Annotated in this window: 21 protein-coding genes; 19 read left to right on the forward strand and 2 right to left on the reverse strand. The window is 35.6% G+C overall.

What is annotated here, in order from left to right:
• Positions 1-92: 92 nt before the first annotated feature.
• The 19 genes from FHK89_RS09525 (at position 93) to FHK89_RS09615 (ending at position 22,470) form a co-directional block, all read left to right on the forward strand.
• A complete protein-coding gene (locus FHK89_RS09525; protein ID WP_230659399.1) occupies positions 93-2,447 on the forward strand; it encodes a cytochrome c biogenesis protein CcdA in 2,355 nt (784 codons plus the stop codon).
• A 306-nt stretch (positions 2,448-2,753) separates the two neighbouring features.
• Complete coding sequence (locus FHK89_RS09530) at positions 2,754-3,251, forward strand: DUF3465 domain-containing protein (RefSeq protein ID WP_230659401.1); 498 nt, start codon at positions 2,754-2,756, stop codon at positions 3,249-3,251.
• Between the two features lie 225 nt (positions 3,252-3,476).
• Positions 3,477-4,841 carry a phospholipase A gene (locus FHK89_RS09535; protein ID WP_230659403.1) on the forward strand — a complete coding sequence of 455 codons (1,365 nt, stop codon included), beginning with the start codon at positions 3,477-3,479 and terminating at the stop codon, positions 4,839-4,841.
• 33 nt (positions 4,842-4,874) lie between these two features.
• Complete coding sequence (locus FHK89_RS09540) at positions 4,875-5,591, forward strand: ComF family protein (protein ID WP_230659404.1); 717 nt, start codon at positions 4,875-4,877, stop codon at positions 5,589-5,591.
• Positions 5,592-5,850: 259 nt separating this feature from the next.
• Complete coding sequence (locus tag FHK89_RS09545; protein WP_230659406.1) at positions 5,851-6,327, forward strand: pilus assembly FimT family protein; 477 nt, start codon at positions 5,851-5,853, stop codon at positions 6,325-6,327.
• Entirely contained in the window at positions 6,327-6,833 is a 507-nt protein-coding gene (gene pilV, locus FHK89_RS09550) for a type IV pilus modification protein PilV (RefSeq protein ID WP_268992954.1), read from the forward strand. Before FHK89_RS09545 ends, pilV begins: the two co-directional genes overlap by 1 nt.
• Positions 6,833-7,732 (forward strand): prepilin-type N-terminal cleavage/methylation domain-containing protein, encoded by a 900-nt coding sequence (locus FHK89_RS09555; protein ID WP_230659410.1) that lies wholly within the window; start codon positions 6,833-6,835, stop codon positions 7,730-7,732. The genes pilV and FHK89_RS09555 overlap by 1 nt, the downstream gene beginning before the upstream one ends.
• A 61-nt stretch (positions 7,733-7,793) precedes the next feature.
• On the forward strand, positions 7,794-8,633 hold the full coding sequence (locus FHK89_RS09560; RefSeq protein ID WP_230659412.1) for a PilX N-terminal domain-containing pilus assembly protein: 840 nt from the start codon (positions 7,794-7,796) through the stop codon (positions 8,631-8,633).
• Positions 8,634-8,762: 129 nt separating this feature from the next.
• On the forward strand, positions 8,763-13,247 hold the full coding sequence (locus FHK89_RS09565; RefSeq protein WP_230659414.1) for a hypothetical protein: 4,485 nt from the start codon (positions 8,763-8,765) through the stop codon (positions 13,245-13,247).
• A 2-nt stretch (positions 13,248-13,249) separates the two neighbouring features.
• Complete coding sequence (locus FHK89_RS14970) at positions 13,250-13,831, forward strand: type IV pilin protein (RefSeq protein ID WP_329958703.1); 582 nt, start codon at positions 13,250-13,252, stop codon at positions 13,829-13,831.
• Positions 13,825-14,262 (forward strand): type IV pilin protein, encoded by a 438-nt coding sequence (locus tag FHK89_RS09575; protein ID WP_442966575.1) that lies wholly within the window; start codon positions 13,825-13,827, stop codon positions 14,260-14,262. The genes FHK89_RS14970 and FHK89_RS09575 overlap by 7 nt, the downstream gene beginning before the upstream one ends.
• A gap of 442 nt (positions 14,263-14,704) precedes the next feature.
• Positions 14,705-15,148: a pilin gene (locus FHK89_RS09580; protein ID WP_230659418.1), complete on the forward strand. Its 444-nt coding sequence runs from the start codon at positions 14,705-14,707 to the stop codon at positions 15,146-15,148.
• Positions 15,149-15,311: 163 nt separating this feature from the next.
• A complete protein-coding gene (locus tag FHK89_RS09585) occupies positions 15,312-17,201 on the forward strand; it encodes a hypothetical protein (protein WP_230659420.1) in 1,890 nt (629 codons plus the stop codon).
• 49 nt (positions 17,202-17,250) lie between these two features.
• The gene (locus tag FHK89_RS09590) at positions 17,251-18,141 is read left to right on the forward strand and encodes a decaprenyl-phosphate phosphoribosyltransferase (RefSeq protein ID WP_230659422.1); all 891 of its coding nucleotides are present in this window, start codon (positions 17,251-17,253) and stop codon (positions 18,139-18,141) included.
• A complete protein-coding gene (locus FHK89_RS09595; protein ID WP_230659424.1) occupies positions 18,134-19,123 on the forward strand; it encodes a lysylphosphatidylglycerol synthase transmembrane domain-containing protein in 990 nt (329 codons plus the stop codon). The genes FHK89_RS09590 and FHK89_RS09595 overlap by 8 nt, the downstream gene beginning before the upstream one ends.
• A complete protein-coding gene (locus tag FHK89_RS09600; protein ID WP_230659426.1) occupies positions 19,098-20,411 on the forward strand; it encodes an FAD-binding oxidoreductase in 1,314 nt (437 codons plus the stop codon). The genes FHK89_RS09595 and FHK89_RS09600 overlap by 26 nt, the downstream gene beginning before the upstream one ends.
• The gene (locus tag FHK89_RS09605; protein WP_230659428.1) at positions 20,398-21,153 is read left to right on the forward strand and encodes an SDR family NAD(P)-dependent oxidoreductase; all 756 of its coding nucleotides are present in this window, start codon (positions 20,398-20,400) and stop codon (positions 21,151-21,153) included. The genes FHK89_RS09600 and FHK89_RS09605 overlap by 14 nt, the downstream gene beginning before the upstream one ends.
• A complete protein-coding gene (locus FHK89_RS09610) occupies positions 21,150-21,794 on the forward strand; it encodes an HAD-IB family hydrolase (RefSeq protein WP_230659430.1) in 645 nt (214 codons plus the stop codon). Before FHK89_RS09605 ends, FHK89_RS09610 begins: the two co-directional genes overlap by 4 nt.
• 235 nt (positions 21,795-22,029) lie before the next feature.
• A complete protein-coding gene (locus FHK89_RS09615) occupies positions 22,030-22,470 on the forward strand; it encodes a pilin (protein WP_230659432.1) in 441 nt (146 codons plus the stop codon).
• Positions 22,471-22,663: 193 nt separating this feature from the next.
• Here FHK89_RS09615 and fdxA read toward each other — a convergent pair whose 3' ends face one another.
• On the reverse strand, positions 22,664-22,987 hold the full coding sequence (gene fdxA / locus FHK89_RS09620; protein ID WP_230659434.1) for a ferredoxin FdxA: 324 nt from the start codon (positions 22,985-22,987) through the stop codon (positions 22,664-22,666).
• Positions 22,988-23,113: 126 nt separating this feature from the next.
• Positions 23,114-26,182 carry a DNA mismatch repair protein MutS gene (gene mutS, locus FHK89_RS09625; RefSeq protein WP_230659436.1) on the reverse strand — a complete coding sequence of 1,023 codons (3,069 nt, stop codon included), beginning with the start codon at positions 26,180-26,182 and terminating at the stop codon, positions 23,114-23,116.
• Between the last annotated feature and the right edge of the window lie 59 nt (positions 26,183-26,241).

Here is a 26,241-nt window from a genome sequence, read left to right on the forward strand (position 1 = left end):
GTTTTATTTAGCATTATAATAGATAAAATGGCAACCCATTTGTTTATTAAAAACCTGTATTCATAAACGTTGAGTCCAATTATATGTGCAACATGCCTCTATTCTTTACAATCAAAAGATTACCTGCCTTTATATTATCAGCATTATTGGTGATAAGTTTGGCAGTATTACCATTTGCACATGCTGCAGGGCTGAGTGATTTATTTGATAGTCCTGCTGCTAGTAGCAGTAATCAAGGTAAAATCTTGCCAGTAGAGCAGGCATTTAATGTCACTACCAGTACCAAAGCAAATCAATTGACCATACAGATGGATATCACACCTGGGCACTATCTATATAAAGATAAGTTAAATTTGGTGTTGCCTAAAGGCGTGTCTGCCTCTGAATTGAATTTTAATAAAACTGCACATTTTGTTGATGACCCTGATTTTGGTAGAGTGGCAGTGTTTGACCAGCCACAAGTATTGGCGACTACTACCCTAACAAATAGCCAGCCACAAGCCATATCTAATGAAAGCATGACTCTTAAATGGCAAGGCTGTGCAAAGGCAGGACTGTGTTATCCACCACAAACGCAACAAGTTGCTTTGTCATTACCTGCTGCAACTCAAGCAAAGCCCAATACTGAAACAGCAAAAAGTAAAAGTGCTGCCAAAAATACAGTAACGCCCCCCAATAATACAAATGCGCCTGCATCATCAGCACCACAGCTACCCAGTAGCCGTTATGCCGTATCGCCACCAAATCTACCCAATGTGTCTCCTGCTATTCCGGCGATTAAGCCAGTATCACCACCAGATAGCCCATCATTGACTGTTGCTGAAGCCAATGATTCTCAAGCCAATCAAAATCATAGCATTGCTTTAACTGGAAATGAGGCATCTAGCATCACTGGCATTACAGGCATTAATCCACCTGCTGGAGAATTTAGTGAGTCTATTAGTGATGCGCAGATGGCAGCCATGGCAGATGGTGTTGAGTCAGGTAGTACATTTGATGATACCATGTTAAATAGCGATGCTTTGAATCAGCCTGATTTTGCCAGTACTCAAAACGATGCTTTGCCTGCCGATCAGCAAGTGAGCATACCAGCAGTTGTAGATGAGACGCAGACAGCAATATCATTAGAGACTACCCCTAGTGGCACACTGAATAATACAGATCCTTTTGGTTTGGCAGCACATCCATGGGCAGGATTGGGGCTATTATTTTTGGCAGGATTGGGGTTGGCTTTTACCGCTTGTGTCTATCCAATGATACCCATCGTTGCTAACATCGTTGCACATCAACATAATCCCACTGCACTAAAAGGCATATTGTTAACCGCAGGCTATGCTTTAGGAGTTGCTGTTGCTTATGGGATATTAGGTGCTGTTATTGGCTTTTTTGGAGAAGCATTAGGAATTACAGGATGGTTGCAAAATCCAGTGATATTATTGTCTTTTGCTGCCATATTTATTTTACTGGGACTCTATATGCTCGAAGCCTATAATGTCCGACTGCCCAGTAAAATCAGTCATAAATTACAAAACATCAGTCAATCTGCAGATAGTAAGCTAGGTAGTTTTGGTGGAAGTTTTATTGCAGGTTTGCTATCTGCATTGGTTGTTTCTCCCTGTGTTTCTGGTCCTTTAGTGGGTGCATTAACCGCTGTGGCAACCATAGGTAGTCCTGCTTATGGTTTTATAGCCTTATTTGTTATGGGGCTTGGATTGACCACACCCTTACTTATATTGGGTGCCACTCAAGGTAATTTTATGCCCAAAGCAGGTGCTTGGATGGTGTGGGTAAAACAAGGCTTTGCGCTACTCTTATTTGCCGTTGCCTTATTATTGATTGAGCGGGTCTTTGTGTCTGCCTTGATGTTGGTTGCATGGGGGACATGGCTTATGGTCGTAGCGATGTGGTTGTGGTCATGGCAGGGAAGAGCACAAATGTTTAGTCGAGCATTTAGTATTGTGGCTGCCACATGGGCGATTGCCTTAATAGCAGGTGCAGCGATGGGTAATCATGATAATTTACGTCCATTGTCATCACTCAATCAAACTGCAAACACAACGGGATTAAACAGCCCAGCCACAAATGATGGTGGCAATTTAGCAGCAACAAATCAAAAACTACAAGCAATCAAAGTCACTAACTTAGCAGCACTGAGTCCAATTATCAGTAGCCATAATAAAGTATTGGTTGATGTCACAGCAGATTGGTGTATTGAGTGTCGAATTATGGATCGTACCTTATTTACTAACCCACCCTCTGAACTAACGGATTGGCAAGTAGTCAAACTTGATATCACTGAGACCAATGCAAGCTCAAAAGAGATTTTGGCGTATTACCAATTATTTGGGCCCCCTGCATTATTATATTATATTAATGGTGAGCTAAAAGTGCAGCAAGTTGGCGAAACCAAGCGGGATATATTTGAACAAACGCTACAAACCCTATAGTATGATATAGAAAGTATAACAAACATTCATCACTGTGCTATTGCAATAGTCAATAGCATTTTTTATTTTTACAGTTAATAAAATAGTTGATGGGTTTGAGGTGATTTATAGATAGTTTATTGATAAATTAGTAAGTAGGTTACGTTAGGTGTATTTTTGGGGTTATGGGATGTAATCAATACAAAAATGACATAAGATTAGCTTGCTGTATGCACAGAGACAAATACTATGACAAATAGCAGCATCAACTTCCTTATTACATTATGTTCGCTTTTGTGCGGAATAACCGGATGTGATGAGCAGACTATGGCAAAAAAGTCTCTTGGTATGTCGATGGATAGCTTTACTGCTACCTCCATACAGACTGCAGAACCTCTAACCATACCTTCTTTGGTTAATGAACATAATATTCAATATGCAGCACAACATCGTTATCAAATTGAACCTGTCTCATGTCACAACGCTAATGTGTCCTCATTATTTGCACAAAAAATATCAAGTAGGCAGGTCAAAGTGTGTGGACGAGTTACTCAGTTATTAGCAGATCAGCATGATACACAAGGTTTTACTTATCAAACATTTATTATCCAACTAGATGGAGAGCGTCCGCAGCTTGATGTGATGGTTAAGCACAATATTGATATATCAGAGAAAATCAAAACGCTACAGCCACAAGATGCTGTTATGTTATATGGTGTATATGAATATGACCCTAATGGTGGTTATATTCATACAACCCACCATGATTTGACAGAACGCTATCACTGCGGATGGATAGAGCATAATAGCAGACGTTATTGGTAACAGTAATCATCTGACAATGCAAATATATTGTTTTTCTGACTTTATATTTTAAAGTATCTTTTAACACTCATAATTTATAGCTATCCTGCTGATTTATATTAATAATTTATTTTATTTTATAAATACTTAATTAAGATTTATTTTTTATAATTTAACTCAATTTGTATTACTATAATGGTTTAATAATGCCTAAACTGAAGGCATTTACTTATTTTGGAATAAGGTATGATTCTATTTCGTTTATACTCATTCACTGCTTTTCCGCTTAGTGTCACTGCCTATGCAGTGCTATTGAGCATCAGCAGTAGCTACGTTCATGCTGCCGAGATAACAACAGATCATAAGCGTACTGAGGCTGTAAATGCTGGTATCGAGGCAGAAAATACCAAACTACATCCACAAGCTACCAATGTTCAGTTGTCTACAAAATCTTTAGATAAGTTTGCTCAATGTGCTACCGTTCAGACAGATGCCGCAAGATTGGCATGCTATGATAAAGTCATACATACAGACACAGCAGCAGTCGTAGAGGTCAAAAAGCCACTAGACATTGCCAAGACATTACAAGTGAGTATTCAGACATTAAAACCACAAGTAGTTTTGGCTACAACAGATGAAACATTATCAGATGCTAACGACTCAATAGCAACCGTAGCATTACAAGATAATGCTAACTATGATACAACATTGACCAATACACAATTATTATCAAAAGAGGACATGCAAGTACTGACAAACGTAGGTGTCACAACAGATGAGATAGGGCGTTATACGCCACTTAGTTTGGCTTTTGATTTGGATAAAAACAGTGAGCTTGGCGTCTGGTCAGCCAGGCCTTATAATCCTGTGTATGTGTTGCCTGCTTATTATACTCTTAACCCCAATCGTCATCCAAGCACACCTACCCAAGAACAAGTGGATTACAATGATGATGAGCAGCGTAATCTAGAGCTCAAAGCACAAATATCATTAAAAAGTAAAGTAATGGAAGATTTATTTAATACCAATGCTGATTTATGGTTTGGGTATACACAGCAGATGCACTGGCAGGTCTATAACGAAAACAATTCACGTCCTTTTCGAGCGACAGACTATGAGCCAGAGATATTCTTAACCCAGCCAGTAAAAGCAGAACTACCATATAATGGACGTTTGCGTATGCTTGGTGTTGGTGCGATTCACCATTCTAATGGTCAGTCTGACCCTTTATCCCGCTCATGGAATCGTCTCTATCTGATGGGTGGCATGGAGTGGGGTAATATTTCTGTTATCCCACGTATTTGGGCTCATATTAAAGGCAGTGATAGTAATAAACCGAGCGATAACCCAGATATTACCGACTATTATGGACATGGTGATATCAAAGTGCTTTATGATTTTGGACAAGGACGGGCACTTAGTGGGACTGGACGCTATAATTTTGAACATAATAATGGTGCATTACAGCTTGATTATACCCATCCCTTATCTAAAGATGTGCAAGGGTTTGTACAGTTATTTCATGGGTATGGTGAGTCCATTATTGATTATAATCAATCCACAACTGCCATTGGACTGGGTATTAGTCTGAATGGTTGGAAAGGACTGTAAGCCATTAACATTGATAATAAACGACATTTTTTATTGCCACCCTATCAATTAGGACTTTGGTTCAATCAATATGTTAGGCAAACTTGTATTTTATGTCAAACACCGTATGGCTATGCCAACCTAGAAGTCGCCAGCAAGCAAAATTTTGTTCGTGTGTGGATAAAACAACGACAGATGTTAATTTGTATGCACTGTCATCAGGACATTCATTGGCGACCCCAACCATTTACTATTAATATCACCCCACACCTACAATTAGACATCATTTCAGCCGCTGCTTATAAAAATTGTATACGCAGAGCAATCATCGCTTTTAAGTATCGTGAAGATTTATCTTCATTACCACTATTGATACATGCCATTCGGCAACTTCCAAGACCTCATGGTTGTCACACCCAAAATAGTTGCATATTACCTATGCCAACCACAACTGCTCGTCTAAGATACCGGGGTTTTGATCCAGTATTCATACTCGCCAAATATTTAGCACAGCACTGGCAAATTCCATTGTGGCAAGGTGCAGTACGTATTCATGATACAGGTCGGCAGCAAGGATTGAGTAAAGAAGCACGTTTGCTAAATGTGCAAGGTGCATTTGCTTTAACTCAGTCTCCAAAAGTCAGACATATTATCTTATTTGATGATGTAGCAACAACAGGTGCAAGCTTAAAAGCATTGGCACAACCTTTTGAGGGGCTAAATCGGCAGGTTAAGCTATTAGCATATACATTGGCACATGGAAGCAGTTAATATAAGCTGTACTATAATTTTTTTGTAATTGATATAGAATATCTATTAAGATAATTACTAAATTATTGTTATTCGTGTTTACTAAAAATCTAGAGTATAATTATAGTAAGTTTAATGTTGTTTTTTATAAAAAATAGTTGAAAAAATTCAATATTGGAATATTTATTGCATAATTTATCCTATATATTCTTAAAAATAACAAAAAAATTAACAGTTTTATCTTAATCCAGTTAATTTAATTGATAGGATTTTAGCTCCCATGCCAAATCGACCTTTAACAGTCTTAAAGAAAAATAATGTGAAACAACAAGGATTCACATTAGTAGAGATGTTGGTAACCATTGCTGTGATGGCGATTATTGTTGCTATAGCTGCACCGAGTATGAGTAGACAGTTGGCAGATCAAAGAATACGAACTACAGCAGCAACATTGGATAATGCTTTAAGTACTGCAAAAGCTGAAAGTCTAATACGTAAACAAAAAGTCAAAGTAAGTATTACAGGAACTACGATACAAGTTGTACCACTAAAAGCGGATGGTAGTGATGACACAGCTAATAAAATTGCTGAATACAAAGTGAATAGTCAAATTTCACCAACTACAACAATAACTTTTAACCCATACCGCCAAGTTACAGCTACTTGTTATAATATTACTGATGATAATGGCTCAGCAAGACAAGTACAAGTAGATGCGACAGTAAATATTAGTATCAAATCTGCGGGGTCATGCTAATGAATAATAGATATCAACAAGGACTCGGCTTAGTTGAAGTTATGGTATCTTTGCTTTTGCTGGCTATTGCGGTATTAGGGTTTGCTGCATTGCAGATGCGGGCAGTGAGTGCTACCGATGAAGGTTTAGTTCGTTCAAGGGCAGCTTCTATCGTTGCTAGCTTATCAGAAGCGATGCGAGATAATATGGATCATTTAGATGAGATGAAAAGTGTCTTTGATAGCTCTTCTGCTTCTGTAGTTAACTGTCTGGATAATGATACTGTGTGTAATCCAGAAACGATGGCGAAATATGCGGCAAAAGAAGTGAAAAATAGAGCAACAGCAGAAGACTTTAAAGTTAATATGGTGATATGCCCAGGTACAGCAAGTGCACAAAAACTTTATTGTGCGGTAGTTGCATGGGGAGATACAGAAGCAGCTTTGGGTTCAAGCAGTAGTGCTTGCGCGGATAGCCATGGTATTTACAATAAAGGTTCTTCTTGTTTAATTATGGAGACATACTAATGCGGATATCTTACCAAACAGTAAAAGCGCACCATGCTTCAGAAGTCTCTAGATATATGCAGCAACAGCAAGGATTTACTTTAATTGAGTTAATGATATCTTTAATTTTAGGGTTATTAATAGCTGCTGCTGCCTTTCAGGTATTTTATATTAGTCAACGTACTTCTACTACACAAAGTAGTGCTTCTGAAGTTCAGGATAGTGCCGTATTTGGAATACAAGCTGTAGAGTATGATATTAGATTAGCTAATCTAAAAGCAGCCAGTCATGAGTTAAATAAGAAAACTGGAAATGGTGGTATTATTTTAACAGTAGATAATGCTCCAACAGCACTACAAGCAGCCAGTTATGCTAGCTCATATACCAAACAAGGTGTTGATGAAGGTTATTATTCTACTAATGCAGATCAATTAACTATCCAGTTCGTTGCTCCACAAAATATGTCAGATTGTGAAGGTGCAAATGTTACAGCAGGAGATCGAATAGTACAACGTTATTTTTTAAAAAGCACGGGAACAACGGAAAAGCCTAGTTATGCGTTAGCTTGCGATGCATATCACCCGAATGACCTTGCTTTTGGTACTGGTACATCTACACCAGATAGTGGTGAGGTGATTGTTCCAAATGTTGAGCAGTTTCGTGTGATGTTATTAACAGAAAATGGTTATAGAACTATTAATGGCTACAATGCATTGCCTGGGGATGGAGAGTTGATATACGGTGTTAAATTAGGCTTGGTATTGGCAGGTGATACACCGACAATACAGGCACAAAATAATACGCCTACATTATTTGGAGAAAATTTAGCTAAACGGAATGGTTTAACTAAAGTTAATACAGTTCGGCGTATATATGAGCCGACTATATTATTACGTAATGCCAGATATGAAAGCTTATAAATTTTGGGTAGTAAAGCAAGTTTTAGAAAAGAAATACCATCCACACCGTTAGGAGCACCATATGTATATACATAAAGATTTAGAAAAAATGGCAACTTATCGTAATCAGCAAGGTGCAACTTTAATTGTAGTATTATTAGTATTAATTCTAGTAATGCTTGTTGGTGTGGCAGTAGTACGTAATAGTAGTACAGATTTAAGATTAGCAACAGCCAGCCAAATAGATACAGTATTATTCATTTCGGCAGAACAGCCCAATGCAAAACTTGAACAAGGTGCTAGTAATCCTACATATGATTTATTTTCAGAAACAAAGGGTATGATTGGCTATTTCATGAATGATATTAATGAAGGAAATGCTAATCATAAGCTTATTACTTGTTTTCGTCCACAGCTTGCTAATCCATTTGACTATAACAAAATGGCAGTATTTGATAATAAAGATACTTTAAGCACTTCTACAGGACGAAGAGATAAGAATCAGAAGGCACCATTTTGTAATGTGTTAGAAGATGGTGATTATACTAGTGAGCGCGGTACTACTATGGCTCAAATGCAAGTTACACGTGGTGGATCGAGTGCAGCGGGTGGTGGTAGAAGGTTTGCAAATAAAGCAACAGGCACAGACCAAGGTAAGGGAGATACAAAAAACTATAGTATCAATGTTGAAGTTGTTTCCACCTTGCCTGTCTACAGTAATGCAAGTAATAGTAATATTAATGAATGCTTTGAACTTGACTCAGGGAAGGCTCCTGTCGCATGTTTAGAAGGTCTAGGAGTTCCAAGTAAAGATATATTTCAAAACTATATTGCAAAATTTCAAGATAACATTGAAGAAGCATCTGCATCTAGTGCGACTTCAAGTACAACAACAACGGGTGGTGCTAGCAGTACTAATTAACTAAAGTTCTTATGATTTAATTTTTGAATGGTTTAATAAATATCTGCTGATTGGAGTATAGTGATTTAATTAGCAGAGCCATATCTCCGTAATATAATATACAGTGTACAACACAATAGGACAGCTCTTATGAAACGTCAACAGAAAACCAAAGTAGAACCGGCAGCTACTCGCCAATATTCTGCCAACGTTGCAACGCCTAAGCGTCTTGTAAGTAGCTTACGACAGGTGTTGTGTCAAACCATAAACATACCACGACAATCATTTGCTCAAGCAATGTTTTATGGTACGTTGGGAATATTGCCATTATCTTTATTAAGTTTGGCAGCTCAGGCTTCTGAGTTGGATATTTATGAACAGTCTAGTCCCACCATTCAAGGTAAAGGTCCAATCATTACTATGATGCTTGATACTTCAGGTAGTATGGGTGGGCCTTTGACTTTTCAGTCTGGAGCTAGTTTATTACCACCACACCATACTGAAGATTCCCAAATCGCAGCAAATAAGCAAGGAACTAATATAGTTCCACCAGCAAGACCAGTTAATAAAATAAAAATGAATACATGGGATCAATTAGGTCTAAATAGTATTACAAGAGATTACCCTAGTTCTAATTGTGATTTACCTAATGCATTAGATGTAAATGGTGGTACTTTCACTGGACTTTCTGCAGCATCAGGTTATATTCAGTTATTTGATTTTACTGCTAAGATTGATGGTAAATCTGACATTAAATTTCAAATAGAGGGGTGTAAGGTAGGAAGCAATTACTATTATACTCGGTTAGGTCGATTGCAACTTGCGATGATTAGTTTATTAGCTGATAAAATAGAGTCTACCGATAACATTGAAGTGAAAGTGCTTGAGGCTATTAAGAATGGTGGGTTCCAAGTTGCAATGGGGCATTATCCATCATATAACAGTAATGGTAGTATAGGCAATATATTAGTACCAGCTGGTCCTGTAAATGATACAGTTGCTGGTAAAAATCATCGAAGCTTATTAATTACAGAAATAGCAAAACTTCGTACATCTGGACTTACACCCATAGCTCATTCATATGCAGAAGCTGGAGCTTACATGTTGGGTACTAAGACAACTGATATTATTAAAGAAGAGCGTTACCAAATTTTAGGAATTCGACGCTATCCAGCAGATAGACCTTATTTAAAGTGTGTAAATAATGTGAATGATATTAGTAGCATTACTAATACAAATACTGGTAAAACATATAAAATATATGGTTGTCAAGGTTGGGAGGCTGTTAATAATGAAGCTGACTTGAGTAGTATCCCAGGTGCCATTAAGCTGACAGATGTTAATTATGATACTAAATGGTCTGGAGCTTCCCAAGGGACATATGCTACTGAAAATACAAAGGATATTTGGGTACGTAGAGGTGATGAATGGCCTGAGAGTCCATATAGTGGATTTGCCTATTCATCAGCTGATACTAAAGATTCAGCCTTTGATAATACAAGATATAAATCTCCTATCCCATCAGGTCCTCAGTGTGGTGCAAATGGTATTTATTACTTGACAGATGGTATTCCAGATAATGCATATAGTAAAAAGGGAGTGCCAGAGCCTACCTTTGGTAAATCTCCTATATCCTTAATGAATACAAGTCTAATGAATGATTCAAGTATCAAAGTTAGCAATTCGTGTGGAGGAGGCTTTACAGATAATATAATAACTAAAGGTGGTAGTACAACAAAGTCAATAGAATTTAATGGCTGGACTTGTATAGGAGCTTACGCTAAAGCATTAAATAACTCTACTTTATCAAAAGGTAAAATCTTAACAGCACTAGTAGGGTTTGGTACAGACTTTAAGGGAGCGAATAGTACCAATTGTGCCATTAAAAAGGATGAAAATGGTAATCCAATAGAACTTTCTGGTAAATGTAAAGCGTTTCATTGGGGGAATGAAGGTAGTGGTTATGGAGAAGGAGGTTTTACTGCTGTTGAAACGTCTGAACAAATTGCAGATAGCTTTGTTGCTTTTGCTAATAAACTAAAAGGTCAATATAATCCTCAAGCAGGAGAGGGGCCTAGTATTGCCATTGATCCGACCAATAGTACAGATAACCGAAGCTTTGCTTATTTACCAATGATGCTACCTCGTCCAGGTAGTTCTAACTTACTTTGGTCAGGAAACCTAAAAAAATATAATATTAAAAATGGTACTCTCTTTGATGCTAAGGATAAACCACTTTATAGTGGATTGAATGGCCAAGTAAATACTAATAGTTTTGGTTTATGGAATAAGACAGCCACAGCAGATGGGGGTAATATTAGATCTGGTGGTATGTATGCGAAACTTGTTGGTCCAGATGCAACTAATTTATCTTCTTTACGTACAGTTTATGTAGAGAAGTCAACAAACGGAAATATAGCCAAAATTGCAGTGAATGTTACCTCTCCAACAGGTATTCAGGATTTAGGTTATAATCTGCAGCGTCAACACTATCTATTGAATTTTTTAGGCTATGATAAAGTACCTGTATTTTCTCCAGATAGAACTGTTGCCATTAGCGGAAATAATGTATCTGCCCCGATCGCTGCGTCAGATTATGCAAGTGGTGGTGGTTATGATGGTGTTGTTAAGCCAATGGATAATATTACTGACTATGCACCAAGCAGTTCTGTAAAAATACTTGGTGGTACAAATAATAGCAAACCTCAAGAAATATTGTATCAGTATACTTCTACGCCTTCTTCTACAGCAGGGGCAGCACCTATAGTTACAGACAGTTATAAAATATTATACGGCTCTATGGATGGGGCATTGCATTTAGTGGATGCAAGCACAGGCCAAGAAAACTGGGCATTTATTCCTAATGTTGTTATGAAAGATGACCATCAGATAGCTGCACTTAAAGAAGGTAGTGTACATTCAGCAAGTGGTGAGCCAAATAATGTTGGTAATGTTGCTTTTGGTGTGGATGCACCATGGTACATAACTACTGCATATACTCGAAGCTATGATAACACTAGTGGAAAAACTACAGTTACTCCCTCTGCTATCAAAGCATATGGTGGACTAGGACGTGGTGGTGAAGGACTGTATGGGCTTAATATTACTAATACTTCTAGTCCGTCTATTCTATTCCATATTGACTCGCATACATCAGGTTTTTCAGATTTAGGTAGAACTTGGTCAAAACCTGTCGCTGCAAAAGTGCAAGTAAAAGAAAGTGATGGCAAAATGAAGCCAAAAGAGGTGTTATTTGTCTCTGGTGGTTATGATAAGTGTTATGACATTCCTTCATTTATGTTAGATAGCACTGATGCGGCCTTAATTAAGGAAATTAAAGATAAAGGATTAGGAGCTCAGTGCTTAGATAGTACGCAAGGCAAAACGAAAGCAAAAGCGAAAGGTAGCGCTGTATATATGTTAGATCCTGACAATGGAGATTTACTATGGACAGCCACTAACACCAATATGAAGCATAGTGTCGTTGGTGAAGTTAGTGTCGTTTATGCTGATGATGATGATTATGCAGATATTATCTATTTTGCAGACTTAGGTGGACAGGTATTCCGTATTGATCTTGATGGAACAAAAGGCTATAACGAAAAAACGAGTGGTGGTAGTGAAAGCCTGTGGGCAAAACGAGTCGTCAGAATTTTAGATACTTCTGAAGCAGGAAAACCTGCTCTACGCTTCTTCCAACGCCCAGTACCTAGTTCTTATAATGTAGATGCAAACAATAATTCGGTAGGACGTGGTGGTCAGTTATTTGAAGTTGTTACTGTGGTATCAGGAGATAGAAACAATCCATTGTCTAAATTGTCTGATCGTCAAGCGACAGAAACACCAAATAAAGTAATTGCTATTTGGGATGTTGATGTTACAAAAGATAATATCTTAACAATAGCAGATACAGATTTGACTTTAAGAAATAGTAATAAAGAAGGTGTTACCTTATCGCAGTTAGAGAAAATGGACTGGTCAGACTCAAAAACGGGATTAACTAATGATCAAAAAAATAATATCCGAACAGGTAGTAAATATGGTTGGTATGATGATTTAACTTACTTTAGTGGAGCAAGTTCAGCAGGGACATCTATTATTAAATCTGTCACATCACCTACAGATAATAAAGATGCTATTGGCGATAATATTAACTATCTTAAAGTCATTAGCCAACCAACATTAAGAGCAGGTAGATTATATGTTCCTGTTTATAATCGTATGGCATATATTCCTTCATCAAATGCATGTTCACCAGTACCAACAGGAGTAACAGAAGCTCATGAGTATTGCTTACCATTTGGTGTTTGTAGTAGTACTACAAAAAATGCGGCTGGAGAGAGTGTAGTACAGTATAAACGTGGTCAAACATATATTTTGGGTAGTGGTATTAGTGCAATAAACATAGCATCTGGTGAGGGTACAAATAGAGCACATCTTATTACTCCAGAGCAAGTTCAATCCTCTACTGGTGGTGCTACAGGTGTTCTAGCAGCTGTGAAAGATGCTTTTTATAGTTTGTATAATCTAATACCAAATGAATGGTTTGAGCGTAGACCAATAGAAGAAAGCAGCTCTAGTAGTAGTTCTTCAGGTTCAGGCACCTCAGGTGGTAGTAGTAGTGGAGGATCATAGACATGAACCTTAATCTGAATTCCACCATATATAAATACTATAAACATAGGCAATTACATGCTAAATACCATAAACAATTTGGGTTTACTTTAATTGAGTTGATGGTAGTGATAGTTATCATTGCTATCCTTGCTGCTATTGCTATACCAAGCTATCGTCGCTATGTGATAAAAAATACAGAGGATGAAACCAAGGCGCAGATGCAGCAGTTAGAAATACAGCTAGAGCGTTGGCGGTCTTCTGCGCTCAGCTATAAAGGTTTCTATCCTCAAAATGGCGTAGATACAAATGGTGAACCAAAGTTTGGTTATAGCGATGCAGCTAAAAAGACTGTGTATGTGCCATTGGGCAGTGATGCTAATAATCATCGCTATAAGATAATCCTAGTTGATAGTAGTGGTAAAAGTTTGACAGACACGACAGCAGTAGGGCGATCTTGGAAAATGTTGGCTGAACCTAGAGCTGATGGTCCAGCGAGTAGTGGATATAAAATAAGAATGGATAGTACAGGAGTACGTTGTCAAAGTAAGGCGAGTGGAATTGATATTTCTAGCTGTGGAACAACTGCTGTGGAGTCATGGTAATGAAAAAACTTATTTCACAAAAAGGTTTTACTTTAATTGAAGTTATGGTTGTCGTTGCAATTATTGCCATACTAGCTGCTATTGCCTATCCTAGTTATCAACATTATGTCATCAAAACAAAGCGTGGTGATATGATGAGTGAAATGCAAAATATTGCCAGTCAAATAGAGAGTGGAAAGCTAGCACAAGGACAATATAGCGCTGTTAGTGTGAGTGGATTAACTGGTGACTATCCCAAACAAGGAACAGCTTTATATACTGTCACAATAACGCCCTCTCCTTTGACTGCAAAATGGACAATCACTGCTACTACTAAATCAGGACAAATGCAAGGTGATGGTAACTTAACCTTAAATTATGCTGGCACAAAATGTCGAATTATTGATTCTAGTCACAAGAAATGTGGTACAGGTAATGAATGGCGTGATTAAAGTTTTTTTCTATTAATATTATTCACAATAAAAAACCAATCATTTGATTGGTTTTTTATTGTCAGCCATTTAGTGCCAAAAATTGTCAGTAACGTATTATATCTACATTGAAGACAAAAATGGGTAACAATAAGTGACAATGATATAATGTTGACAAATAATGTCAGCAAAAATTGTCAACAAAATAAAATAGAGATTGGACTATTGGGATAATAAAGCAATGGATTTTGACTGAGTTTCCATTAATTACTCATAAAATACCGCTTATCTGTCATTTATCAATAAATAGTACTTTTATAGCCTATTGCCACAATAAATCGGAAATTATATAAAAAGTTGGCACAGCATCTGCATCAATACTATTGAAGCCAAACAAAAGGCTTACTCAAAACATAACATATAAAGCCATAATATAATGGCTTTAACAAAAAAGGAGTTCATTATGAACACTCAAGCGCAAAAAGGTTTTACCCTAATCGAATTAATGATTGTTATCGCTATTATCGGTATCTTAGCTGCAATCGCTATTCCAGCTTACCAAGATTATATTACTCGTTCACAAGTTTCTGAAGCTGTAACTTTAGGTGGTGGACTGAAGTCTCCATTAGCTGACTATGGTTCTGATAAGAATGGATGGCCTACTAAATTAGTTTCTCCTACTGCAACACCAACTGCAACACAGTTGAATGCAACTATTACAGGTAAATATTCTACAGTAACTGACACTATAAGTGGAGCATATCCTGCTGGTACAGTCACTGTTAATATGACTTCTGGTCGCGCAAGTGGTTCTACATTAACATTTGCTACAGCAGATGGTGGTGCAACTTGGAGCTGTACTGGCGGTACTGTTGATATGAAATATCGTCCAAATGCATGTCGCTAATGATTGCGATTTTATGTTAACAATATGATTTTTTAAAATAAGACCCTAGAAATAGGGTCTTATTTTTTATCTAGCCTATATATAATATTTAGTGTAATCTATGGAGACGTTTAGATATATACTTTAATGGGATGCTTAGGTGTGTAATATAGGAGTGAATAAATTGAAACAATTTATATTAGATAAAAATAAATATTTTTTTACATGTACATTTTTAGTTTTTTTCTTTGCTTTTATTTTATATTTACCATTATTAAAAGCTGAGTATTTATGGGATGATACTCTAATTTTTGTTACCAATGGAAACCTGGTGGGTGATAAGTTAACTTGGGAGATATTAAGCGAACCAATATTGCCTGGTACCACTTATTTACGTCCTTTAGTGACTTTATCTTGGTTTGTTGAGTTTCATATATTTGGTCAAAATACGGTTATCTCTCACTCTATAAATTTAATTATATTCTTTTTAAATAGTTTATTAGTTGGAATAATCGCAACAAAACTTGCTAAGCTAAATGCTTATCATAGAGCAAATTGGATAGGATTATTTGCAAGCGCATTATATTTATTTCATCCAGCCACATTAGAGACTACGGCATGGGTATCAGGTCGGTTTGACCAAATGGTAACTTTATTTTGCCTACTTGCAATAAGTTTATTTCTTAGCAAAAAAAGTACTTTTAAAGTTTTTTTGATTGGCGTTTGTTATTTGCTCGCACTGTTTTCGAAAGAGTTAGGTATTATTCTACCAGTATTACTATTGCTATTTTCTATTATAAAGCCACTTAACCCTGAATCATCTTTTGTTAAAAGTATCAAAGCTAGTATTGTAAGTAATAAGTTGTTATGGTTGTTATTAGTAGTTATTACCGGATTTTACTTTATTATTAGAATATACTCTATGGATTCACTATATCATAGTAAGTTTACCTCCTATTATGTTAATGAAATTATTATTAATCAACTAAAACCATTTCAAACACTTAAATATTATATACTTGAGACAGTCTATCCTTTCCGAATTTTAAACCCAATTCATCCAATTAATAGTTTAGATTTAACATCATTAGTATCAAAAGTATCATCTATCATTATTTTTTTTATAGTTGCTTTTTTAAGTGTTGTAGGATTATTAAAAAGAAATGTAGTTGGTATTTTGTTTGTTTGCTCTTTATTATCAATTAGTTTGGTTCTTCATTTCATACCATTATCAATCATGGATAACTTATTTCATGAAAGATTTATGACATTACAGTTAGCATTTAGCTGTATGATGTTCTCATTAATCCCGTACTCTAAAATATTTAATAAATTAAATCTAAAACAAAACTTAAAAAAATATCTGTCTATAATAGCGATTTGTTCTTGGTTTTTCTATTGTATCGTAACCCTATATTCAGTTATTCCATTTTGGATGAATGAGTTAAGCTTGTGGTATTGGACATATCAGTCTTATCCAGATAATGAAGTAATGAGATATAATTATTTGTTATCAGCATCTCAATATGATAGAGATGATATATTGACTGAAGAGTTTGAAAAAATTAAAAAATCTGATGAAGGCTTCTCACCTGGAACACAAATACTATATGCTAATTATTTATTAAAAGATAAAGATCCAGAGAGCTTAAACTACCTTGAAGGCTTAATTCAAGTTTTACCAAAATTTCATAATATGGCAGATGGAAAATTAAAAATGAATAGTTTTCAATTATCTGCTAGAATGATTTCTGGTATATATTCTGACTATAGTGGTGCGATGTTAATATTTAAGGATAATCCTCAAGAGGCTTTAAAGCAAAACCAAATTGCAGAGTTCTACTTACGAGAAGGAGAAAAATACCCACTATTACAATATAGAGTGGCTACTTTATTGATACTTAATAGGCAGGAAGAAGCTAAAGAAATTTCAGATGAATTGAAATTACAAAATTTCCCTAAAGGTGATAAGTATAAACAACAATCAATAAATGTAGTTAATTTATATTGTTCTAAAGATAATTTTGAAATTGAAGTATGTAAGAATAATAAATATTTAGATTATTTTAAATAATATAATAATATTTAGATTTAAGTATGAACTTTTATGTATTGGTGTATATATGAAAACCATATTCAGCTTGATCCGTTTGCTAAGACCTCATCAATATATCAAAAATACATTTGTTTTTATAGGTGTTATATTTTCTCATTTATGGAGTTATGATTTTATTATAGACTCCATTTTCTTGTTTTTAAGTTTTTGTTGTATGGCAAGTACAGTTTATATTCTTAATGATATTGGTGATATTGAGTCTGATAGGAAGCATAAAACAAAAAAAAATAGACCACTTGCAAGTGGTGCCATATCTAAGAAAACAGCTTATGTAGTAGCTATTATATTAGTTGTATTATCTATACTCTTATCAAGTATCGTCAGTATTTTATCTTTAGTGTTAGTTATAAGTTATCTTATCATTAATATTTTTTATACTTTATATCTAAAGAGAGTAGTAATTATTGATGTATTTATCATATCTTTTGGTTTTATGCTTAGAATCCTAGCTGGCACTGTAGGTTTGGGAATTGAACCTTCTGAATGGTTATTACTATGTGGTTTAATGTTAACTTTATTTCTTGGATTTTGTAAGAGATGGTCAGAGCTTAATACCATGTCACCTATGATTATTCAAGATGGTTCCTCTATAACTAGAGCTGTACTGAAAGATTATAAGCTTGAAACTTTAGATCAATTTATTAGTATTACTGCTGCTGCTGTTATCATTAGTTATGGACTTTATACAGTATCTGATAAGACAATAGAGATACATAATACTGGATATCTGATATATACTTTGCCTTTTGTAATTTATGGTATTTTTAGATATATTTATTTATTACATAAAGAAAATTCTGGCAATGATACAGCAAAAGATATTTTAAAAGATTGGCACTTGTTAATAAACTCTTTTTTATGGTTGGTTTTAACTTTTTGGATTTTATATCATGGTTAATAATATCAAACCTAACTATAGAAAATATATAAGTTTTTTAATTTATTCAATAGTTATTGCGTTTATTGGATATATGTTATTAGCATTTTGGAGTGGTTGGCATGATTTTATAAAAGTTATAGAAGATATTGGTTTTGTAGGTCTTATCGTAGCACTTTTATTATCTTTATTTAACTATATTTTACGTTTTATCAGATGGCAAATTTGTCTTGGAGTGCAAGGATATAAAGTTCCTTTAATAAATAGTCTGGGTATATATTTAAGTGGTTTTGCATTAACCACTACACCTGGAAAATCTGGAGAAGCTATTAGAAGTTATTTTTTAAAAAAGCAGTATGATGTTTCATATACTAATTCCTTAGCTCTTTTGATTAATGAAAGGTTTTATGATTTTTTAGCAATTTTTTTATTAGCTATAGTTGGTATTAACTTATTTGTAACATATAAATATTTTATTATTTTTTCTTTTTTCTTTATTGTTATTTTTGCATTATTTATTTTAAAAAAAGGAGTGTTAGAGTTTTTTTTAGAATTTGTATGTACTTATGATAATAAGGTGGCTTTTTTTCTACGGAGGGTTTTAGAAATAGGTATTAGTGTTAGACGTATTAATACAGTGGGGGTTTTTTCACTTAATTTAGTATTAAGTGTTTTAGCTTGGGGATCTGAAGCATATGCATTGTATTTCGTTTTAGATTTGTTGTCTTTATCTGTTAAAATAGATTATGCAATATTCACTTATGCTATCTCTATGTTAATTGGCGCATTAAGTTTTTTACCTGGAGGATTAGGTAGTACAGAAGCAACAATGGTCACTATTTTAACATTAAATAATATAAATCAACCAATAGCCATCGCGGTGACTTTGTTTATTAGAGTTGTAACGTTATGGTTTGCTGTTTTGATTGGTATTCTTTCTTTGTTGATTGTTTTCTTTAAACTATCTATAAATAAAAATGAATCAAATATATTCTTGGAATAGGATTCCAAATTTAAACATTGAAAGTAGTATTAAAGTTAATGATATTACTTCAGAAGTTTTTAAAAAAAATATTGCCCCTTATACCATTTATGGAAATGGTAGAAGTTATGGTGATGTATGTCTGAATAATGTTGGTACTATTATCCAAGCAAGAGGTCTAAATAAGTTTATAGATTTTAATGATAAGGAAGGGATTTTTACAGCAGAAGCTGGAGTTACATTAGAAGAAATTCTAAGTGTTATTGTTCCCAAAGGATGGTTTTTAACAGTAACACCTGGTACTAAATTTGTTACTCTAGGTGGAGCAGTAGCGAATGATGTGCATGGTAAAAATCACCATAAAGTTGGAAGTTTTGGGCATCATGTTATTGCTTTTGAATTACTAAAATCCGATGGCACAAGAATAATTTGTACTCCACATGATAATAGTGAATATTTCAACGCTACAATAGGTGGATTAGGTTTAACAGGATTAATTACATGGGTATCTATTAAGTTAACTCGTATTAATAATCCATTAATATGGACTAGTAGTTATCGATTTCAAAATTTAGATGAGTTTTGGTACTTAAATAAAGCTATGGAGGATATTTGGGAGTATTCAGTTGCTTGGATTGATTTTTCTGCAAATAAGAGATCTTTAGGTAGGGGTATCTTATATGTAGGTCAACATGCAGCTACTCAAAGCTTCCCGTATAAAAATATCAAAAATTCTAGAAAAATTAGCTTTCCTGTTACTCCCCCTTTCTCTCTTATAAACCAGTTATCTCTTTTTGCTTTTAATAAGCTTTACTATAATAAACCTACAGCTACCTTTGGTAAGCTTGTATATTATGATCAATTTTTTTATCCTTTAGATAATATTTTAAATTGGAATCGTATTTACGGAAAAAAGGGTTTTTTCCAATACCAATGTGTAATACCTATGCATTCTGCTCAATATGCTATATATGAAATAATGAAAAAAATAAGAAATAGTAATCAAGGGTCTTTTTTATCAGTACTAAAAGTTTTCGGTGAAAAAGAGTCAATAGGCTTATTGTCATTTCCTAAACATGGAGCAACATTAGCATTAGATTTTCCAAACTTAGGAGAAAAAACATTAAAGCTATTTCAGGAATTGGATAGTATTGTATTAGAAGCTTCTGGCAGAGTTTATCCTGCTAAGGATTGTAGAATGTCAGTAGAGACCTTTAGAGCAGGGTATCCATTGTGGAGAAGTTTTGAAAAATTTGTAGATCCACAATTTTCTTCTTATTTTTGGAGGCGAGTTAATGGTAATTTATAAGAGAGCATTAGTGTTTGGTGCAACTTCAGGAATTGCTCAGGAAATTATTAAAATACTAATTACAGAAGGTTGCTCTGTATATTGCGTAAGTAGAAATATTAATAAACATGAAGCTCTTATTAAAGATTTGAACGTAAGAAAGGATATTAGTCAGAATATAGGGGGGGAAGTTATTGATTTAAATAGAATAGAAGAACATGAAAATATTATATATAGAGCTTTAGATTTTTTAGGAGAGATAGATGTAGTATTTATGGCTCAAGGAGTCTTACCTGAACATGATAAAGTTATTAAAGAACCAGCATATGTTATAGATTGTATAAACACAAATGCTACTAATGTGATTCATTTAATCACCATAGTAACAAATGTTTTATTAGAACAAGAAAGAGGAAGTATAGTTGTATTGAGTTCTGTAGCAGGTGATAGGGGACGACAAAGTAATTATGTGTATGGATGTTCGAAAGGAATGTTAAGTATATTTTTACAAGGATTAAGAAATAGACTTGTCAATCAAAATATTCATGTTATGACAGTGAAGCCAGGGTTTGTTGATACAGAGATGACAAAAGATATACAGAATAAAGGTATCTTATGGGCCCAACCAGATAGTGTGGCAAGAAGTATTATCAAAGCCTTAAAAAAGAAAAAAGATATCGTATATATACCTTGGTTTTGGCAATGGATTATGTTAATAATCAAAGTTATACCAGAAAAAATATTTAAGAGATTAAGTTTATGAGTGATAAATATGCTTTTTTTGATTTCGATGGTACATTAACTAAAAAAGATAGTTTATTATTTTTTTTAAGATATTTAATTAATAATGATATATTGTTTTTAATTAAGATATTTTTATTATCTCCAATATTAATAGGATATTTTCTTAAGATTATTCCAAACTATACTGCAAAAGAGAAATTAATAAGTTCTTTCGTTAAGGATAAGAAAATCAATTGGTTATATGATAAAAGTATTTTTTTTTCAGAAAAATTGGTTGTGAAAATTTTAAGAAAAGAAGGTATTGAAAAATTAAGGTACCATCAAAAAAAAGGGTATATTTGTGTTTTAGTTAGTGCTTCTTTAGAGGTTTATTTACAACCATGGGCTGAGAAACAAGGCTTTGATTATGTGATTGGAACTAAATTGCAAACAAAAGATGGTTTGTTAACTGGAAATTTTGTGGGTAATAATTGTTTTGGGGATGAAAAAGTTTATCGTATTGAGAATAGATTTGGAAGAGATTGTTGGATTGATAGTTTTGTGTATACAGACTCTTTAGCAGACCTTCCGATCCTGAAGAAATCTAGTTATCCTTTTATATTACATAAAGGATTTTTTATAAAATTTAATGATACACATACTAAAGTTTCTGATAGATGAGGTTTTTTTATTATTTGAGTCTAATATGTTAAGAATAGAAGCTAAGTGTGGTATAGTTAATTAAGGGAAACTGTGTATGTAGGGAATCTAAACTAATTACTAACAAGGCTCTCAAAAACAAGTAACTAAAAACTATATTAGAAGATATGGTGATATTTGTAGATAATGGACAAAACTTGGATGTAGTTAGTTTACGTCCTTGATAAGGTTTAATAGTAAGTTGGAAGTTAAAGTTATGAAGATATTGCAAAAAGGTTTTACATTAATAGAATTGATGATGGTAATTTTTATTATTGGTATTTTAGCCGCCATTGCAATACCTGCTTATATGGATTATATCACAAGAGCACATGTATCAGAAGCAATAAATCTTGGCGCAGGTATGAAAGCAATCTTGGGTGAATATGGATGGAATCATGCAGCATGGCCAACAGCCTTAGTAGATAATAGTACACCTGCTGGTATAGGAGAGATTAATGTCACTTTAGTCGGCAAATATTCTACTATGAGCCCCGTAGTTGTAGGTACCTATCCTCAAGCAAGTTTAACTATGACCATGACAACAGGTAGGGCGTCAGGACAAACTATTGTGTTTAATACAAATGATGGTGCTGCAACTTGGAGTTGTAATAGTGGTACGATAGATGATCGGTATCTTCCTAAAGCCTGCTATTAATTAAAAACTGTCTAACCCACCATAACTGAGTATTAGCATGGTGGAGTCAGAATAAGTTTGTTTTTTTTAAGAGTAACTAAAAATAAATTAACAAATAACTATCATACCTGATGAAAGCAAAGTTTAGTAATAAAAGACATGCATTATGTCAATATACTCATAAAATGTTCATACTCTAAATTATAAAAAATCTCTACTTCTCCAAATACTGCAATTTACCTTCAACGCCGTCCCATTCTTTGTGGTCAGGTAGGGGTTCTCTCATTTCGGTAATGTTATCCCACTGTTCAGCAAGCTCAGCGTTGAGCTCGATAAACACCTCTTGGCCAGCAGGCACTTCGTCTTCAGAGAAAATTGCATTGGCGGGACATTCTGGCTCACATAAAGCACAGTCGATACACTCATCAGGATGGATGACCAAAAAGTTAGGTCCTTCATAAAAACAGTCTACAGGGCAGACTTCCACACAGTCGGTGTATTTGCAGCGGATGCAATTATCAGTAACAACAAAGGCCATAGCGACGGCTACCTTCTATATTAGTGTTAAAATCTAGGGATTGGGGGACTGTTGAACAGCCCATAGTGTTTGTCAATCAATAGTACTGGTTAATCAAAGGCGTATTTTACTCTCTTCTATCCTATTTCACAAATCATCACAGTCACCATTTTTTAGAGCATATATGAGCTGTAAAGCTTGCATTGGGGTGAGTTCATCAGGGTTGATATTCTTTAATCGCTCAATCAGTGTTAGGGCTTGCTGCATATGCGCTGGCGGTGTTTGATTAATGGGTGTATTTACAAATAAATCAAGGTTTTGGTCGTCTATATTGGTGTTGTGATTATGGCTATGGTCGTCTTGTCGATAAGCTTTGTCACAATTGGCATAGCTGTCATTATCATTATGGCTATTGCTTGATAAGTTTGGTGCTGTTGCCCTTGGTTGTAATTTTAAATCAGTGATAGGTTCTGCGACTTGACGACTGTTTTGCTGTAAATAGGCAGTAGAGGGGGGTATGTTTTGATTTTGATGCAAATATGCTTGTGCTTGTATGAGTACTTGTTCAGGAATCCCCGCCATTTTGGCAACATGTAGCCCAAAGCTGGAGTTGGCAGCACCTGATTGGATTTTGTGCAGTAACAATAACTGTCCGTCAATTTCGCTGGCAGCAACATGAACATTGCGGATTTTGCCTTGCAGACGTTTTTGTTTGGCAAGTTCGGTTAGTTCAAAATAATGGGTTGCAAATAAGGTTAGGCTACCCATATCGCTGAGACGTTCGACACAAGCATGAGCAATGGCAAGTCCATCGCTGGTTGATGTACCACGTCCTACTTCATCCATCAATACCAATGATTTGTCACTAGCAAGGTTTAAGATTTGTGCTGTTTCGATCATCTCTACCATAAAGGTAGATTTGCCACCTGCTAAGTCATCGGCTGAACCAATACGGGTAAAGATACGATCAATGTCACTGATGGTAGCAGAGGCGGCAGGCACAAAACTGCCACAGCAAGCAAGCAGCACAATCAACGCGGTTTGGCGCATAAAGGTGGATTTGCCACCCATATTTGGTCCTGTAATTAATAGCAAACGCTGAGGATGACTGTCTATACCAAGATGGCAATCGTTGGCAATAAATGGACTTAATGAACGACTGTTTGTTGTTAAGTTTTTATTGGGTGTATGAAGGCGTGACTCAACGACCAAATGGCGACCTGCTTCGATGGCAATCCCTGAGCTGTTAGGGTCAAGCTGAGGACGTGTCCAGTGGTTGTTTTTGGCAAGTATTGCCCAGTTAATCATTACATCTAGCTGAGCGATGGCATGAGCCAATCTTTGCATACTATTGAGTGAGTCGCTAAGTGTGTGTAGTAGTGTTTGATACAGTGCTTTTTCTCGTACTAATGCTTCAGTTTGTGCACTCAGATACTCTGTCTCTAATATTTTTAAGGACTCAGTGATAAAGCGTTCGCTATTTTTTAACGTTTGTCGACGGATAAAATGTGACGGTGCTTGTTTGGCTTGTCCTTTGGGTAGTTCAAAATAAAAGCCACTGACTTTATTAAAGCCAACTTTTAATGAGGTTAAATTGGTTGCTTCACGCTGTGCTTGTAACATCTCATCAAGCGAGTCTTGTATGTTATCGTGTAGATGGGTTAGACGATCAAACGTTTCATCATAACCTTGAGCAATCATACCGCCATCGCGAATATGGGCAGGCGGATTTTCAATAATGGCGCGGTCGATGAGTTTAGCAACGTCACTGATATCAGTATGTATAGGTGGCAGTTGCTGCATAAGTAGGGGAATTAGCCCTTGGCTAGCGGTATCTAGCGGCAGGTCATTGATGGCACTGCCAAACAGATGTGCTGCTTGAATACTATCTAGTAGTCGTCGTAAGTCTTTTGGTTTGGCGCTACCAAGCGCAATACGACTACTGATTCGCTCAATATCAGCGATGCCAGAAAGAATATGAGTTAGATCATCAAGTTGCTTTTTACTGAGTGTTTGTAGGTTTTCGATGCCATCAAGACGTTGTTGTAATGTGCTTAGGGAAGAAGCGGTTTGGTGAGTGGTGTTAGTAGATAGTCGCAATGGGCGTTTGAGCTGATTAATAAGCAAGCGTTTACCCATAGGAGTTTGGCAATGATTAACCACAGATACTAGGCTAGTACCTGTCGCACTCACACTATCAAATAGTTCTAGATTTTTTTGGCTGATATGATCAATGATTAAATAATCTTGTGCATTCTCGACAATTAATTCATTGACCTGTGGTACTTGGCGTTGCTGGGTTTGCTGTGCATAATGAATCAGAGCGGCACAGCTACTTTGTACTAAGGGTAAGTTAGCAATACCAAAACCTTCCAAAGTTTGGACATTAAATTGCGAGCATAGGGTGTCATTGGCGTGTTGACGATGAAAGTCCCCTGCGGCCACACGGATCAGTGGGCAGTCTAGTTCAGACTCTAACCACTGTTGCCAATCATCGGTCAGAGTTTCGGAGATAATAACCTCACTGGGTGCAAAGCGTACCAGTACGGTGAGCAGTTGAGATTTTAGGCTATCCGTATCTTTGGTATTGAGTGCTTGGGTGCGAATTTGCCCTGCATTTAAGTCCAATTGACTGATGGCAGCATGGCTGGCACTGGTTGTTGTTTTATTTTTTGAGCTGGTTTGAATATCAATAGCCACCACACTGGGGGTATGATTGGGTGCAATTAGGGCATCATCGGTTAGTGTGCCAGCAGTTAGCGTTTTGACCACCTCACGACGCATGATGCCTTTTTTATTAGAGGATATAGGGCTTGTTTTATCAGCTTTAGAATGATTGGTTTTTTGTGTACTAGCTAACAGGTCAATATCATCATCTTCTTCTATTTGTTCACAGATGACCACGGTTTCACCAGCCGCAATTAAGCGTGCCATATAGCTGTCGGCTGCATGAAAAGGAACACCTGCCATAGCGATGGTATTACCAGATTTGTCTGTACCACGCCGAGTTAAAGTAATGTCTAGAATATCTGCTGCTCGTTGGGCATCAGTAAAAAACAACTCATAAAAGTCGCCCATTCGATATAGCAGTAACGCATTGGGGTATTGTGCTTTTAAGCTAAGATACTGTACCATCATTGGGGTGTGGTCAGCTAAGTTATAAGTATCTTGACCGATGCGAATTAGGTCAGGGTTATGTTGATTGCTGATATTCATAGATAGGTCGATTGTTGAATGAAAAGTTTGAAGACAAAGGGGGTATTCTATCATGAGCC

The sequence above is a fragment of the Psychrobacter sp. I-STPA10 genome, from assembly GCF_021012795.1.
Taxonomy (GTDB): Bacteria; Pseudomonadota; Gammaproteobacteria; order Pseudomonadales; family Moraxellaceae; genus Psychrobacter.